General features: G+C 40.6%; 16 protein-coding genes. All 16 read left to right on the top strand.

From position 1 onward, the window contains the following. Nucleotide 1 precedes the first annotated feature (1 nt). The 16 genes from A374_RS16715 (at nucleotide 2) to A374_RS16640 (ending at nucleotide 15,057) form a co-directional block, all read left to right on the top strand. Complete coding sequence (locus A374_RS16715) at nucleotides 2-379, top strand: RidA family protein (RefSeq protein ID WP_007203420.1); 378 nt, start codon at nucleotides 2-4, stop codon at nucleotides 377-379. A gap of 279 nt (nucleotides 380-658) precedes the next feature. Further along, the gene (gene spoVG / locus A374_RS16710; protein ID WP_007203419.1) at nucleotides 659-949 is read left to right on the top strand and encodes a septation regulator SpoVG; all 291 of its coding nucleotides are present in this window, start codon (nucleotides 659-661) and stop codon (nucleotides 947-949) included. Nucleotides 950-1,201: 252 nt separating this feature from the next. After that, nucleotides 1,202-2,575 (top strand): bifunctional UDP-N-acetylglucosamine diphosphorylase/glucosamine-1-phosphate N-acetyltransferase GlmU, encoded by a 1,374-nt coding sequence (gene glmU, locus A374_RS16705; RefSeq protein ID WP_007203418.1) that lies wholly within the window; start codon nucleotides 1,202-1,204, stop codon nucleotides 2,573-2,575. 57 nt (nucleotides 2,576-2,632) lie between these two features. Next, nucleotides 2,633-3,586: a ribose-phosphate diphosphokinase gene (locus A374_RS16700; RefSeq protein WP_007203417.1), complete on the top strand. Its 954-nt coding sequence runs from the start codon at nucleotides 2,633-2,635 to the stop codon at nucleotides 3,584-3,586. 125 nt (nucleotides 3,587-3,711) lie between these two features. Next, nucleotides 3,712-4,332, top strand: coding sequence for a 50S ribosomal protein L25/general stress protein Ctc (locus tag A374_RS16695; RefSeq protein WP_007203416.1), 621 nt, complete (start codon nucleotides 3,712-3,714; stop codon nucleotides 4,330-4,332). Nucleotides 4,333-4,527: 195 nt separating this feature from the next. Continuing rightward, entirely contained in the window at nucleotides 4,528-5,091 is a 564-nt protein-coding gene (pth, locus tag A374_RS16690; protein ID WP_040340696.1) for an aminoacyl-tRNA hydrolase, read from the top strand. 71 nt (nucleotides 5,092-5,162) lie between these two features. Next, a complete protein-coding gene (gene fin, locus A374_RS16685) occupies nucleotides 5,163-5,393 on the top strand; it encodes an anti-sigma-F factor Fin (RefSeq protein WP_007203414.1) in 231 nt (76 codons plus the stop codon). A 183-nt stretch (nucleotides 5,394-5,576) separates the two neighbouring features. Then, the gene (mfd, locus tag A374_RS16680; RefSeq protein WP_007203413.1) at nucleotides 5,577-9,110 is read left to right on the top strand and encodes a transcription-repair coupling factor; all 3,534 of its coding nucleotides are present in this window, start codon (nucleotides 5,577-5,579) and stop codon (nucleotides 9,108-9,110) included. Nucleotides 9,111-9,261: 151 nt separating this feature from the next. After that, nucleotides 9,262-9,798, top strand: a complete 537-nt coding sequence (gene spoVT, locus A374_RS16675) for a stage V sporulation protein T (protein WP_007203412.1) — start codon at nucleotides 9,262-9,264, stop codon at nucleotides 9,796-9,798. Between the two features lie 127 nt (nucleotides 9,799-9,925). Beyond that, nucleotides 9,926-11,518, top strand: coding sequence for a putative polysaccharide biosynthesis protein (locus A374_RS16670; protein ID WP_007203411.1), 1,593 nt, complete (start codon nucleotides 9,926-9,928; stop codon nucleotides 11,516-11,518). 1 nt (nucleotide 11,519) lies between these two features. After that, nucleotides 11,520-12,971 carry a bifunctional methyltransferase/pyrophosphohydrolase YabN gene (gene yabN, locus A374_RS16665; RefSeq protein WP_007203410.1) on the top strand — a complete coding sequence of 484 codons (1,452 nt, stop codon included), beginning with the start codon at nucleotides 11,520-11,522 and terminating at the stop codon, nucleotides 12,969-12,971. Between the two features lie 118 nt (nucleotides 12,972-13,089). Continuing rightward, entirely contained in the window at nucleotides 13,090-13,362 is a 273-nt protein-coding gene (locus tag A374_RS16660) for an HU family DNA-binding protein (protein ID WP_007203409.1), read from the top strand. Between the two features lies 1 nt (nucleotide 13,363). Continuing rightward, nucleotides 13,364-13,630, top strand: coding sequence for an RNA-binding S4 domain-containing protein (locus tag A374_RS16655; protein ID WP_007203408.1), 267 nt, complete (start codon nucleotides 13,364-13,366; stop codon nucleotides 13,628-13,630). A gap of 112 nt (nucleotides 13,631-13,742) precedes the next feature. Further along, nucleotides 13,743-14,066: a sporulation protein YabP gene (gene yabP / locus A374_RS16650; RefSeq protein ID WP_007203407.1), complete on the top strand. Its 324-nt coding sequence runs from the start codon at nucleotides 13,743-13,745 to the stop codon at nucleotides 14,064-14,066. Continuing rightward, nucleotides 14,063-14,665, top strand: a complete 603-nt coding sequence (gene yabQ, locus A374_RS16645; protein WP_007203406.1) for a spore cortex biosynthesis protein YabQ — start codon at nucleotides 14,063-14,065, stop codon at nucleotides 14,663-14,665. The genes yabP and yabQ overlap by 4 nt, the downstream gene beginning before the upstream one ends. Nucleotides 14,666-14,676: 11 nt before the next feature. After that, nucleotides 14,677-15,057, top strand: a complete 381-nt coding sequence (locus A374_RS16640) for an FtsB family cell division protein (protein WP_007203405.1) — start codon at nucleotides 14,677-14,679, stop codon at nucleotides 15,055-15,057. The last annotated feature ends 30 nt before the right edge of the window (nucleotides 15,058-15,087 follow it).

Here is a 15,087-nt window from a genome sequence, read left to right as displayed (position 1 = left end):
AATGAAATCCGTACATACAAAGGGAGCACCTGCGGCAATTGGTCCGTATTCGCAAGGAATGATTGTAAATAACATGTTCTATAGCTCAGGACAAATTCCGCTAACAGCAGAAGGTACGCTCGTTACGGGTGATATTGTTGATCAAACACATCAAGTAATGAAAAATGTGCAAGCTGTATTAACAGCTGCTCAAGCTTCTTTTGATTCTGTAGTAAAAACAACGGTCTTTATAAAAAACATGGATGATTTTGTGAAGATCAATGAAGTGTATGGAGAATATTTTGGTGAACATAAGCCAGCGCGCTCGTGTGTTGAGGTGGCAAGGTTACCGAAAGATGTTGACATCGAAATAGAAGTCATTGCCCTCGTTACACCTTAAGAAAGCGGAAGACTCTTTAGACGGAAAACGTCTTAGGGGTCTTTTTTTGTTCAGAAAAAGAGCCAGCTAGTATACGATTTTCATGAAGAAGGAGGAATCTCCGCTGTGCGTGAGATTCCTCTTTCTTCATTTCATGCTTTACAAGAGATATTTAGGAAAAAGCAACCATGGATATTGCTGTAATTTTTTAAAAATTTTTTATTTTATCAGAAGGAATTTAAGAGAAAATGAAGAAATCTTGTAATACGTTCTTATTTATGGAAAAAGGTGGTGTTTGTAATGGAAGTAACAGACGTAAGATTACGACGAGTTACAACAGACGGTCGAATGAAAGCGATTGCTTCGATTACGATTGATCATGAATTTGTGATTCATGATATTCGTGTGATCGATGGCAATAATGGTATGTTCGTGGCAATGCCTAGTAAAAGAACGCCAGATGGAGAGTTTAGAGATATCGCTCATCCGATTACGTCAGGCACTCGCGAAAAGATTCAAAATGCTGTACTGACGGAATATCATAGGATGGGTGAAATGGAAGCTGCTTTTGAAGAAGCAGGAGCATCCTAAAAAAAAACACAAGAACTCCTTCGGGGGTTCTTTTTTGCTTGTTCTCTTACATAAATAGGTAGCTAGTCGTAGAGGGTTGAAACGGAAGTTATGACAAGGATTAGAAATTTTCAAGCAAAGATATACATTATATATTCCTAAAATTAACAATACCTTGACAAATCCTTCACACTGCTTGAAATGACAAGCATTATAGAGTATATTTTTTAATGGAATATTAGAGTGTTTTTAGTTAAAAAAATGGAGGTCATTATGAGTAATCGCTATGCAGTAGTGTTAGCTGCAGGTCAAGGAACAAGAATGAAATCCAGCTTATATAAAGTCCTACATCCTGTATGCGGCAAACCGATGGTACAGCATGTAGTGGATCAGATTACAAAGCTACATACAAACAAAATAGTAACAGTTGTTGGTCACGGAGCCGATTTAGTAAAGGAACAGTTAGGAAGTTCCTCAGAATATGTATTGCAAGAAGAACAACTTGGTACAGCGCATGCAGTTAGCCAAGCGAAGCAACTTCTTGCCAATGAAGAAGGAACGACACTCGTTGTTTGTGGTGATACACCACTTATGACAGCGGAAACGATGGAAAAATTGCTTGCAGAGCATCAGAAGGCAGGAGCAAAAGTAACGATTCTAACTGCTCATGCCGAAAATCCTGCTGGCTATGGTCGTATTATCCGCCAAGCAGACGGTACAGTTGCTCGCATCGTTGAGCATAAAGATGCATCGGAAGAAGAGCGTCTTGTACAAGAAATTAATACTGGAACGTATTGCTTTGATAATCAAGCATTATTTACGGCGTTAGCTTCTGTTAGTAACGATAACGTCCAAGGGGAGTACTACTTACCTGATGTGGCGGAAATATTGAAAAAACAAGGTGAAGTTGTCGCTGCCTATCAAACCGCTTCTTTCGACGAGACACTAGGGGTAAACGATCGCGTAGCGCTTTCGCAAGCAGAGCAAATTATGAAACAACGAATTAATGAGCAGCATATGAGAAATGGCGTGACTCTTATTGATCCACAACAAACGTATATTTCTTGTGATGCTGTGATCGGTCAAGACACCATTCTATATCCAGGAACAATTATAACCGGTGCTTCTGTAATTGGAGAAAACAATATAATTGGGCCGAATAGCGAAATTAAAGATAGTACGATTGGAAACGGAAATACAATTAAGCAATCTGTAGTGAATGATAGCGAAATTGGGAACGATGTATCTGTTGGACCGTTTGCTCATATTCGCCCTGCTTCCTCCATTGAAGATGATGTGAAGATTGGTAACTTTGTTGAAGTGAAGAAGTCAGTCATGGCGAAGGGCAGTAAAGCTTCTCATTTAAGCTACATTGGAGATGCTGAGATTGGTAAGGACGTTAATCTTGGTTGTGGCTCTATTACCGTTAATTATGATGGTACGAATAAGTTTGTTACGAAAGTGAAGGATGGAGCCTTTATTGGATGTAACTCTAACTTAATTGCCCCGGTAACAATCGGCGAAAATGCCTATGTGGCAGCTGGCTCAACCATCTCTAAAGATGTGCCAGGTGAAGCCCTAGCTATTGCTAGAAGTCGTCAGATGGTTAAAGAAGATTATGTTTCCAAGCTTAAAGGCAAGAAATAAAAGCATAAGTACTTTATTTAAAAATAAGCAGTTAAAAAACGGAAGGAATAGGTGTTAATGGCTACTAGTTATGTTGACTCTACATTGAAGGTATTTACGTTAAATTCAAATATTGAATTAGCTGAAGAAATTGCAAAGCATATCGGAATTGATCTTGGAAAGAGCTCGGTTACTCATTTTAGTGATGGCGAAATCCAAATTAATATTGAGGAAAGTATTCGCGGTAGCGAAGTTTACATCATTCAATCGACAAGCAATCCTGTAAATCAGCATTTAATGGAGCTTCTCATTATGATTGATGCGTTAAAGCGCGCTTCTGCAAAAACTATCAATGTGGTCATTCCATACTACGGATATGCGCGACAAGATCGAAAAGCACGCGCACGTGAACCAATCACTGCAAAACTAGTAGCAAACCTTCTTGAGACAGCCGGTGCAACACGTGTTATTACGATTGACTTGCACGCAACTCAAATTCAAGGTTTCTTTGATATCCCAGTCGATCAGCTTCTTGGGGTGCCTATTTTGGCCAATTACTTTGAAAATAAAAAATTAGACGACATTGTTGTTGTATCACCAGATCATGGTGGTGTAACACGTGCGCGTAAAATGGCGGATCGTCTGAAAGCACCGATTGCAATTATCGATAAACGTCGTCCGCGTCCGAACGTAGCGGAAGTAATGAACATCGTTGGTAACATTGAAGGCAAAACAGCCATTTTGATTGACGATATTATTGATACAGCAGGAACCATTACACTTGCTGCAAATGCGCTTGTCGAAAATGGCGCAAAAGAAGTGTATGCATGCTGTACGCACCCTGTTCTTTCAGGACCGGCGATGGAACGTATTCAGAACTCGCATATTAAAGAGCTTGTTGTTACGAATACGATTGTATTGCCTGAAGAAAAACGCACAGATAAGGTGACTCAGCTTTCTGTAGCACCGTTGCTAGGAGAAGCGATTATTCGCGTACACGAGCAATTATCTGTTTCTAAATTATTTGATTAATAAACTCACAAAAAGCCTCAAAAGAAACGGCAACGTTCTTTGAGGCTTTTTTCTTTGTGTGTTTAAGATTAAGAAAAAAAGGGTACATTTTTTAGGAGACTTATTTTAGGAAGGGTGAGAGCATTATGGCAACGCAACTTAAAGCCAATAAACGTCAAACGGAGAAACGTTCGTATATTACTCAAGTTAGAACAGAGGGAAATGTACCAGCAGTTGTGTATGGCAATGGTATAGAAGCTCAACCTATCTCTGTTGAAGAAGTCGAATTTATTAAAGTACTTCGAGAAAATGGTTTAAACGGCGTAATCTCCTTAAATACAGAAGGAAAAACGATTCCGGTTATGGTTCAAGAAGTACAGCACGATCGCTTGAAAAACGAAGTGAGACATGTTGACTTTCTCGTCGTTGATTTGAAAAAAGAAGTAGAAGCAGAGATTCCAGTTAACATCGTAGGCGACTCGCCAGGTGTTAAAGAAGGCGGCGTATTAACACGTGTTCTTCATACGGTTACTGTAAAAGCAAAACCAAATGATTTGCCAGAACATATTGATGTTTCAATTGAAAAACTAGGTGTAGGCGACTCATTCCTTGTTAATGACTTATCAAAAAATAGCGCGTATGAACTAATCAGTGACGGTGAGGAAGTTATTCTTACTGTAACGCCTCCTACTGAACTTTCTTCTGAAGAGGAAGCGGACGAAGGAAATGATTCAGAACCTGAAGTGATTGGCGAAGCAAAAGAATAATAAATAAAGAAAGAAAGGTGTGGCCTACGAGCTACACCTTTTTTTCGTAAGTTTTTCATGTTCAAAAACGCTTGCGCTTAAAGATTTTCGAGAATTTAGTGTATACTTAAGATAGGCAAGTTTTTATAAGGAAGAACAGACAGGCGGGGTGGGAGCATCCTGCGTTTTTAAGTATATATAGAGAGTGAGGATTACATGGTGAGATGGTTTGTGGGGTTAGGTAACCCAGGGAAACAATTTGAAAAAACCCGTCACAATGTAGGATTTTTCGTTATTGATGAATTATCTAAACGATTTGGGATTGAATTAAATCAAGCGAAGTTTAATGGCTTGTATGGATCAGGAATGGTAAATGGTGAAAAAGTATACTTACTAAAACCATTAACGTATATGAACCTATCGGGCGAAAGTGTTAGACCGTTTATGGATTACTTTAAATTGGACGTCGAAGATTTAGCGGTTATTTATGATGACCTTGATATGCCTTGTGGAAAACTGCGACTTCGTCAAAAAGGAAGTGCCGGCGGTCATAATGGCATGAAATCTTTAATTCAGCATTTAGGGACAGATACATTTAATCGTGTGCGCTTTGGAATCGGTCGTCCAACGAATCGTCAACCCGTTCCAGACTTTGTGTTAAGCACATTTGCAAAAGCAGAAGAAGAGGCTGTAGCGTCCTTAGTGACTAAATCAGCTGATGCATGTGAGGCATTTTTAGAAATGCCGTTTAATCGCGTTATGAATGCTTTTAATGGCTAAGTCGAATAGAACCACCTCGTTTCGTTCATAATGAAAGTAGAAGATTGTCCGAAGCGGAGGAGGCCTATTCCATGTCTATTCATTATCAATGTCGTCATTGTGGTCAACATATGGGAAGTTTACATGAGCTTGATGTGACGAGTGAGCAATTAGGATTTCATCAGTTAACTGTGGAAGAACGAAATGAAATGTTAGCTTATGATGAAGTCGGCAATGTCCATGTCAAAATTATATGCGAGGATTGTCATGAAGCACTTACTCAAAACCCGGACTACTACGAACTTGATCGATGGATTCAATAGAAAGTTGCTTTGGTGAAGATAACCAAGGCCTTTTTCTATGTATTCTATAGATTGAAAGGTTGCTAAATTTTAAAAACGTACCCATGTCTGTGGGAAAAAACGGTCAAGAATCGCGGTGCGTTCGCATATACAACATAGTACTGAGAAATACATTGGCTGTATTTCATCAGGGGGGAGGTTTACATGCTAGGACTGAAACACTATTACAAAAATGGCGAAGATGTTCAGGGCATCTTAACGGGACTTCAAGAACAGTTAAAGGAGCAGCTTGTTGCGGGCTTATCAGGCTCTGCAAGAACGCTGCTCATTGCCTCGTTATATGAAAGCTCTAATCGAGCACAGCTCGTCATTACTCATAACCTTTATCAAGCGCAGAAATTATATGAAGATCTCAGTACGCTGCTACCTGTAGAATCTGTTTATTTATATCCAGTGAATGATTTGATTTCCTCGGAAATTGCGATTGCTAGTCCAGAATTGAAAGCACAGCGCTTGGAAGTTCTAAATTTTCTAGCTCATGGTGGGAAGGGAATTATTATTGCGCCAATCGCTGGAACACGCCGGTTCTTACCACCGAAAGAACTGTGGAAAAAAAGTCAGCTTGTGTTTCGAACTGGAGAAGAAATTGAGGTTGACACCATTTTTCAACAGTTAATTGCAATGGGATATGAACGTGTGAGCATGGTAAGTGCACCAGGAGAATTTAGCATGCGTGGTGGGATCCTCGATATTTATCCGCTAACGGAACAGATGCCCATTCGAATTGAATTATTTGATACAGAAATTGACTCTATTCGTTATTTTGAAGCGGACACACAACGCTCTGATCGTAAAGTAGAGGCGGTTGTCATTGGACCGGCCCAAGAGATTATTTTGTACGACGAACAGTATGCAGAAGCCGTTGGAAGAATGGAAGAAGGCTTAGCAGCTACGTTGAAAAAAATAAATGATGCTTCTGTCAAAGAGACATTAGCTCAAAAGATTACGTATGAAATTGAACAATTAAAAGAAAAGCAACGCTTTCAAGGAATGTATAAGTACATTTCTATGTTTTATGAATCTACATCAAGTCTGCTTGATTATGTACCACAAGATAGCATCATCATTATGGATGAGGTTGGACGTGTTCAAGAGATGGCTGTTCAGTTAGAAAAGGAAGAAGCTGAATGGCATACCTCGCTTTTAGAGCAGGGAGAAATTTTAACAGATGTGCGTCTGTCACAAGAGCGCGACGTTCTTGTGCAAACAGAGCTTCAGCGTGTGTATTTATCGTTGTTCTTACGTCATGTTCCCCATACCAATCCACAGAACATTATTAATGTGGAAAGTAAAGCAATGCAAAATTTTCATGGCCAACTCCAAGTATTAAAAGGAGAGATTGAGCGATGGAAGAAAACCGGCTATACGGTTGTTTTTCTTGCTGTGAATGAAGAACGAGCGAAGCGTTTGGAGCGCGTATTAGCAGATTACGATATGGAAGCTAGTGTGATTGCGAAGGATACGGAGCTGCAACCTAAAGTGAACCAAATTTTAATTGGCGACTTATCTGGTGGATTTGAATCACCAAAGCTTAAGCTTGCAGTCATTACAGAAGAAGAAGTCTTTACGAAAAAAGCAAGACGTCCTATTCGTTCGCAAAAAATGTCCAATGCGGAGCGGATCAAAAGCTATTCTGAGCTGAAAGTAGGCGACTATGTTGTTCATGTCAATCATGGAATCGGTAAATATTTAGGAATTGAAACGCTTGAAATTAAAGGTGTTCATAAAGATTATTTACACATTGTATATGCCGGTAATGATAAGTTGTATGTGCCGGTTGAACAAATCGATCAAGTGCAAAAATTTGTTGGTTCAGAGGCGAAAGAACCGAAAATTTACGCGCTTGGCGGAAATGATTGGAAGAAAGTAAAAAGCAAAGTTCAATCATCTGTTCAAGATATTGCCGATGATTTAATTAAGCTTTACGCTGAACGAGAGGCAAGCGTTGGTTACGGCTTTAATAAGGATGGTGCCGAACAACAAGAGTTTGAGTCTTCTTTTCCTTATCAAGAAACGGAAGATCAACTACGTGCGATTGATGAGATTAAAAAAGACATGGAACGATCACGTCCGATGGATCGCTTGTTGTGTGGTGACGTTGGGTATGGAAAGACAGAGGTAGCTATTCGTGCGGCCTTTAAAGCCATTATGGATGGCAAGCAAGTCGCATTTCTTGTGCCAACTACTATTCTTGCACAGCAGCATTATGAAACGTTCCGTGAACGCTTTGCTGATTTTCCTATTACAATCGGCTCATTAAGCCGTTTCCGCTCGCGTAAAGAGCAAAATGAAGTGCTAAAAGGCTTAAAGAAAGGTACAGTCGATATTGCAATTGGAACACATCGTTTGCTTTCAAAAGACGTGGAGTATCATGACTTAGGCTTATTAATTATTGATGAGGAACAACGGTTTGGAGTTTCACATAAGGAAAAAATTAAGCGCCTAAAATCAAATGTTGACGTGTTGACGCTAACGGCAACACCGATTCCACGAACGTTGCATATGTCAATGCTTGGTGTGCGTGATTTATCGGTTATTGAAACACCGCCTGAAAATCGTTTTCCAGTGCAAACATATGTTGTAGAATACGGAGCCTCGCTCGTCCGTGAGGCAATTGAGCGGGAGCTAGGCCGTGGTGGGCAAGTATACTTCTTGTATAATCGCGTTGAATCGATCGAACGGATGGCGGAGCAAATTGCCTCACTGATTCCTGATGTAAAAGTGGCAGCCGCTCACGGTCAAATGTCTGAAAATGAACTAGAAGGCGTCATGCTTGATTTCTTAGAAGGCAATACAGATGTACTCGTTTCAACGACCATTATTGAGACAGGTGTAGATATTCCTAACGTCAATACATTGATTGTTTATGATGCGGATAAGATGGGGCTTTCCCAGCTGTATCAGCTGCGTGGTCGTGTAGGGCGATCGAATCGTGTAGCCTATGCATACTTCACGTATCAGCGTGATAAAGTGCTAACAGAAGTTGCGGAAAAGCGTCTTCAAGCCATTAAAGAATTTACAGAATTAGGTTCAGGCTTTAAGATTGCTATGCGTGATTTAACGATTCGTGGTGCGGGTAACTTGCTCGGTGCACAGCAACATGGCTTTATTGATTCTGTTGGGTTTGATTTATATTCTCAAATGCTTCAAGAAGCGATTGAAGAACGTAAAGGCGACGCACCTAAGAAAGCCGCGGTTATTATTGAAATGAATATTGAGGTAGATGCCTATATTCCTTCCACTTATATAGAAGATAGCAAACAAAAAATCGATATGTACAAGCAATTTAAAGCCGTTAGCTCACTTAAAGATGTTGATGAGCTTCACGATAGCCTAATCGATCGATTTGGTGACTATCCTGTGGAAGTGGAATGTCTCCTTCTCATAGCGCGCATTAAAGAATTAGCAAAGCGTGAGCATGTAGATCGCATCGATCAAAAAGGCGATATCGTGACCATGCTTCTTACAAAAGAGGCAACAGACAAAATAGATGGTGCGAAACTGTTCGATGTTGTAAATAAGATTGGCCGCTTTATTAATCTTGGTGTAGAAAATGAGCAGCTAAAAGTAGTCTTCAACAAGAAACGCGTTTCTGATAAAGAGCTCCTAACGTCGATGGAAAAAGTCTTAAAGAAATTCCGAAGCGTTAAAAAAGCAAAGGTCGATGCAAAGGCGTAAAATTTTGGAAATAACATGCTGGTAAATTTCATGAATAGAACTCGCGAGGTAACAAATAATAATTGCAGGGAATGGAACATTCTTCATATGAAGGTTTCATTTATGTAGTACATCCAGTGATTACATCATTTGAAAGCGAGGGCATTAAAACATGAAAGCAACTGGTATTGTTCGCCGCATTGACGATTTAGGGCGGGTCGTTATTCCAAAAGAAATTCGACGTACCCTCCGCATCCGCGAAGGAGATCCGTTAGAAATTTTCGTCGATCGTGATGGCGAGGTTATTTTAAAGAAGTATTCGCCGATTAATGAATTAGGTGATTTCGCAAAGGAATATGCAGAATCATTAGCCGATAGTTCTGGTCATACCATTTTAATTGCAGATCGCGATACATTTATAGCAGTAGCAGGTGGATCAAAGAAAGAGTACTTAAACAAAAGTGTTGGTACGATGATTGAATCTGCGATGAATGATCGTAAGCCGCAATTAAACGCTACTGCCAGTGAAATTGAAGTAGTAGACGGCATGAAAGAAAGTGCAGCTTATGTCATTGCTCCGATCATTGCTAGTGGAGATCCGATTGGTGCAGTCGCCATGCTCGCAAAAGAAGGACAAAAAATTTCAGAGCTAGAACAAAAGCTTGCAGAAACTGCTGCTGGATTTCTTGCTCGCCAAATGGAAAATTAAGAAGAAGGAAGCCAATTCTGGCTCCTTCTCTTTTTTATGGCGAGGAAGGTTTGCTAGCAGGCATTCAGGCTTTACAATCCCTTTTTATGCTATAATACGTTTGTTTTATTCTTTCATGGGGGCGACTATGAATACTCAGTCCAAGCGGGTGTGGCAAGGCGCATTCTTCCTTGCTGTTGCCATGTTTATTGTGAAAATTTTAAGTGTACTATATCGAATACCTTATCAAAATATTACCGGCAATGAAGGGTTTTATGTATTTCAACAAGTGTACCCGTTTTATGGAATCGCGGTTGCTTTTGCTGTTTCTGGTTTCCCTGTTGTACTTTCGCGGCTGTTGGCAGAAGGGGGGGCGGATGCGGTAAAGCGGGCGCGCGTAATCTCCAGTGCTGCATCTACGTTTTTTACTGTCGGATTGGTTTGTTTTATTGTTTTGTTCACAAGCGCACGAGCTATTGCACGATTGATGGGCGACGAACAATTATTTTTACCGATTCAAGCTACGGCTTATTTGTACTTAACCGTTCCTGTTGTTGCTGTCTTACGAGGTTTTTTTCAGGGAGAAGAGAGCATGATGCAAACAGCCTACTCACAAATTGCTGAACAAGCTGTTCGTGTCGCTTGCATAATCGGGCTTTCCTATTACTTTGTCGCTCATGGAGCGGACGTATACAGCACAGGTGCCGCTGCGACATTTGGTTCAACCGTAGGCTCCGTAGTATCCATCGTATTGCTTGGATTTTATCTTTTGCAAAGACGAAGTGTTAGGAAGACGAAGCTTGTCTTTATGAGGCCTTCATTAAAGGTTGGCTGGCAGCTCTTAACGGCCGGTTTACTATTGACGGCAAGTTCAATGATTATGATTATCTTTCAATTAAGTGATGTTTTTACATTTGGTAACCTCCTGCAAAGAGAAGGGTTTTCACTAGCTGATGTGCAACGTGCTAAGGGGGTTTTTGATCGCGCCCAACCGTTATTGCAGCTAGGTACCGTTGTTGCGACTTCCTTATCACTCGCTACTGTGCCGGCTATTACGATAGCCAAACAACAAGGCGATCGTTCTCGAATGAGAGAGATTTGTACAAAGTCACTTCAGCTTGTATTTATGGTGGGGCTTGCTGCAGGCGTCGGGCTCGCTGTTATTATTAAGCCCGTTAATGTCATGTTGTTTCAAACAACAGAAGGTTCTGTGGATTTAGCAATTATGGGCATAGCCATTCTCTTTTTCTCTTTATTTATTACATCGACCGGATTGTTGCAGGGGTTACGCTATTCGCTATGGCCTGTTCTCGGTTTACTCGGTGCCGTTGCCGTAAAGATAGCGGGTAACCTCTTATTGATGCCCGCTCTGCATGCAACGGGCGCAGCTATCGCTACTGTATGTGGAGCTGCAGTGGCGGCAGCAATCAATATCCTTGTATTACAACGCAAAACGGCGTTTATGACGTATGGAACATTTCATGGCATGCGCATGGCATTCGTTGCAGGGGTGATGGCCTTGGCTACATTTGCAGTCAAAGAAGAACTTTATACAATGGTATCTATGCAGCATCGCTTGTCAGCCGTGGTTGTATCTATTACTTCAGCGGTCGCTGGTGCAGTCGTTTTTGGAGTGGGAGTCGTGTTGCTGCGCGTCGTGAAGCTAGAAGAGATGATCAAGCGGGAAAAGCTTATGAAAATAACGTCACTTTATAAACGTTTAAAAGAAAGAAGGAATTAGAATGGGACAAAGCATTACGATTGTAGGGCTTGGAGCGGCAGGACTTGATGAAATGACGCTCGGGATCTATCGCATGGTAAAAGAAGCGAAGCATGTGTATGTGCGCACGATGGATCATCCGGCCGTTCAAGAGTTAGAGCAAGAAGGCGTAACGTTTACTGCTTTTGATGAAGTGTATGAAAAGCATGATGATTTTCAAGCAGTCTATGAAGAGATTGCTGCATTTTTATTTGATCAAGCCGCTTCAAACGATATTCTATATGCCGTTCCTGGTCATCCGTTAGTTGCTGAGCAGACGGTGCAACTGTTGTTGCACCAGTGTGAAGAAAAGGGAATTACTGTTACGGTCGCAGGTGGTAAAAGCTTTCTAGATGAAATGTATACGGCGTTAAAAATAGATCCGATTGATGGCTGTCAAATTCTTGACGGAACGAACTTAAAGCGAGAAAATATTGTCATTCGTCAACATGCCATCATTGTCCAAGTATACGATGCATTTATTGCTTCTGAAGTAAAATTAACGCTCATGGAAAAATATAAAGACGATCATGAAGTAGCTGTCGTGACAGCGGCAGGAAGTCGTGCTGAATCCATTACGTGGGTAAAGCTGTATGAGTTGGATCATGCTTTGCAGTTAAATAATTTAACAGCGGTATATGTGCCGCCTGTCACCTCACGTGAGGCTCAATATCGTGATTTTGACCATTTGCGTGAAGTTATTGCCGTTCTGCGCAGTCCTGAGGGGTGCCCATGGGATCGTAAACAAACCCATCAATCGCTTAAGAAGTATTTGCTTGAAGAAGCTTATGAAGTGCTTGAAGCCATTGATGAAGCGGACGATGATCATTTGGCAGAAGAGCTTGGGGATGTATTGCTACAAGTATTATTACATGCGCAAATTGGTGAAGAAGAAGGCTATTTCTCCATTGATGATGTGATTGCGGCCCTTGCTTCCAAAATGATTCGTCGTCATCCACACGTGTTCGCTGATGTCTCGGTTCAAACAGCAGAGGACGTGGTAAAGAATTGGGATGCGATCAAAGCTGAGGAGCATGGGGAGCGACCTTCTAGCTCTGCATTGGATGGCATAACAAAAGGACTGCCAGCTTTGTCGAGAGCACAACAGCTGCAGGCGAAAGCGGCAAAGGTAGGCTTTGATTGGACAGAGCCAGAACCGATTATTGCCAAGCTTCGTGAAGAATTTGACGAATGGAACCAAGCAGAATCGGAAGACGAGCGATTAAAAGAATTTGGCGACATCGTTTTTACAATTGTTAATTTAGGACGCTATTATGGTATTGATGTCGAAGAAGCGTTAACATCAACGAATCAGACGTTTCAAAAGCGCTTTACGTACATTGAGCAAGCATTGTTGGCATGCGGGAAAACACCACAAGAGGCAACATTAGAAGAAATGGATGCTTTGTGGAACAAAGCAAAAGAAAATTTGTAGAATTAGGAAGGATTTTGTTTTTCCTTAGAGAATAATTTTCGATAACCGGGTTAAACCCTTATGATTTCGGGAGTCATTCCGAATGATTTGAATGAATGCCAAGGAGGTTTTAATGATTATGAACAAAAATGAACTGGTCACCAATATTTCTGAGAAATCAGGCTTAACAAAAAAAGATGTTGAAACGGTTGTAAATGGTCTTGTGGATGAGATTACAGGTGCTTTAAAAGAAGGACAGAAGGTTCAATTCGTAGGTTTTGGCACGTTTGAAACGCGTGAGCGCTCAAGCCGCACGGGTCGTAACCCGCAAACTGGCGAAGAAATTAACATTCCAGCCTCTACTGTTCCTGCGTTCCGCCCAGGTAACAAGTTAAAGGAAGCTGTAAAGTAAGATGCGATTAGATAAGTTTCTTAAAGTCTCCCGTCTTATTAAAAGAAGGACGGTAGCGAAAGAAATTTCGGATCAAGGACGCATTTCCGTAAACGGTAAGCAAGCAAAGTCATCCACAACGGTAAAAGTGGGCGATGAACTGTCCATTCGTTTTGGGCAAAAGCTTGTGACTGCACGCGTAGACGCGCTTAAAGAATCCACCAAAAAAGAGGACGCAGCACTCATGTACACCATCATCCAAGAAGAATCACTTCAACCATCTGAGTAAGAGTCTATTCATAGGCTCTTTTTTTTATGGAAACGAACGAGCATAGGACGACTCCTTAGTTCTAACGTTGTCCCCCTTTTCATACACATAAAGCAAAAGAGGGGGATATCTCATGGAATCTTACTACAATTCCGGCTCCGGCCCGATGAACAAAAACAGTGTTAACCTTCCAGATCAAAATCATGATGTGAAGATGATTGGTAGAAAAAAATTAGAAATCACTGGCGTTAAGCAAGTAGAAAGTTTTGATAATGAAGAATTTCTTTTAGAAACGACAATGGGTTTTTTAGCGATTCGTGGCACCAATCTTAAAATGAAAAATTTAAATGTTGAATCCGGCGTGGTTTCCATTGAAGGAAAAGTTTTTGATCTTGTTTATTTGGATCAGCAGAGTGGTGAAAAATCTAAAGGATTTTTTGGCAAGCTGTTCAAATGACGTTATCTGTACAGTTTCAAACGATGTTAGCAATGGCAGCTTCAGGAATATGGGTTGGAATGGCTATGGATACGTATAGCCGCTTTCTTCGTGAACGACGAAAGTGGTACTGGCTACATTTTCTTAATGACCTATTATTTTGGTTGCTCCAAGCATTCATCGTTTTTTTCGTATTATTATCTGTAAATCATGCCGAACTTCGCTTTTATGTTTTTATTGCTTTATTATGTGGATTTAGTTGTTATAAAGCCTTGCTACAAAATGTTTATAAAGTTGCATTAGAGGGTATTATACGGGTGGTTATGCGACTGTATCGTTTTTTCGTTCGTCTTTTCTATGGACTTATTGTTACACCTGTTAAATGGGTCGTTGTCACCATTTCAATCATAGTTCTTTGGATTCTACGCGCAGTATGGAAGATCATTTTAACGGTATTGAAACTTGTTCTCCTTCCGATGAAATGGTTATTAAGTCCGCTTTTGCGTTTCATTCCAAAGCAAACATGGTATACTTTAAAAAGTAAATGGCTTGCATTTGCAGGGATTCTTATTTCTCTGAAGAATACAGTCAAAAAATGGTTTCGAAAAGAGGAGAAATAGGGAGGTTGAGCATGGTCCAGTATGAACAAAAAAAAATAGCAGAACTAGATACGGGCTACGTAAAGGAACATCATCTCCAGCAACAGCTTAAAGACAAGCGTAGACGGGGATTATTTCGTCGCCTTGCAGTGTTCTTTGTGATTTTTGCGTGTCTCTGTGGACTGCTGATTTCTCATTTGCATTCACAACAAACGGCAATTGATCAAAAAGAACGCGAAGAGCTACAATTGAAAAAAAAGGTAGCTACCCTCAAGAAACAACAGTCACAACTCAAGCAAGACGTGCATAACTTGAATAACATTGATTATATTAAGGACCTAGCTAGGAAGAAATTTTTCATGACAAGTAAAGATGAAACAGTCTTTATTGATGAGAATAGTTCCTCGCATTGACAGCCTTGAATTTTCATATGTATAATAAAG

Origin of the sequence: Fictibacillus macauensis ZFHKF-1 (assembly GCF_000269865.1) — a bacterium.
GTDB classification, from domain to species: Bacteria; Bacillota; Bacilli; order Bacillales; family Fictibacillaceae; genus Fictibacillus_C; species Fictibacillus_C macauensis.
The sequence above is the reverse complement of the archived record's forward strand: the minus strand, read 5'-3'. Positions and strand labels throughout refer to the sequence as shown.

What these genes read in the sequence shown, in the direction of transcription:
- A374_RS16715 (WP_007203420.1), top strand. Translation starts at nt 2, where the DNA reads ATGAAATCCGTACATACAAAGGGAGCACCTGCGGCAATTGGTCCGTAT.
- spoVG (WP_007203419.1), top strand. Translation starts at nt 659, where the DNA reads ATGGAAGTAACAGACGTAAGATTACGACGAGTTACAACAGACGGTCGA.
- glmU (WP_007203418.1), top strand. Translation starts at nt 1,202, where the DNA reads ATGAGTAATCGCTATGCAGTAGTGTTAGCTGCAGGTCAAGGAACAAGA.
- A374_RS16700 (WP_007203417.1), top strand. Translation starts at nt 2,633, where the DNA reads ATGGCTACTAGTTATGTTGACTCTACATTGAAGGTATTTACGTTAAAT.
- A374_RS16695 (WP_007203416.1), top strand. Translation starts at nt 3,712, where the DNA reads ATGGCAACGCAACTTAAAGCCAATAAACGTCAAACGGAGAAACGTTCG.
- pth (WP_040340696.1), top strand. Translation starts at nt 4,528, where the DNA reads ATGGTGAGATGGTTTGTGGGGTTAGGTAACCCAGGGAAACAATTTGAA.
- fin (WP_007203414.1), top strand. Translation starts at nt 5,163, where the DNA reads ATGTCTATTCATTATCAATGTCGTCATTGTGGTCAACATATGGGAAGT.
- mfd (WP_007203413.1), top strand. Translation starts at nt 5,577, where the DNA reads ATGCTAGGACTGAAACACTATTACAAAAATGGCGAAGATGTTCAGGGC.
- spoVT (WP_007203412.1), top strand. Translation starts at nt 9,262, where the DNA reads ATGAAAGCAACTGGTATTGTTCGCCGCATTGACGATTTAGGGCGGGTC.
- A374_RS16670 (WP_007203411.1), top strand. Translation starts at nt 9,926, where the DNA reads ATGAATACTCAGTCCAAGCGGGTGTGGCAAGGCGCATTCTTCCTTGCT.
- yabN (WP_007203410.1), top strand. Translation starts at nt 11,520, where the DNA reads ATGGGACAAAGCATTACGATTGTAGGGCTTGGAGCGGCAGGACTTGAT.
- A374_RS16660 (WP_007203409.1), top strand. Translation starts at nt 13,090, where the DNA reads ATGAACAAAAATGAACTGGTCACCAATATTTCTGAGAAATCAGGCTTA.
- A374_RS16655 (WP_007203408.1), top strand. Translation starts at nt 13,364, where the DNA reads ATGCGATTAGATAAGTTTCTTAAAGTCTCCCGTCTTATTAAAAGAAGG.
- yabP (WP_007203407.1), top strand. Translation starts at nt 13,743, where the DNA reads ATGGAATCTTACTACAATTCCGGCTCCGGCCCGATGAACAAAAACAGT.
- yabQ (WP_007203406.1), top strand. Translation starts at nt 14,063, where the DNA reads ATGACGTTATCTGTACAGTTTCAAACGATGTTAGCAATGGCAGCTTCA.
- A374_RS16640 (WP_007203405.1), top strand. Translation starts at nt 14,677, where the DNA reads ATGGTCCAGTATGAACAAAAAAAAATAGCAGAACTAGATACGGGCTAC.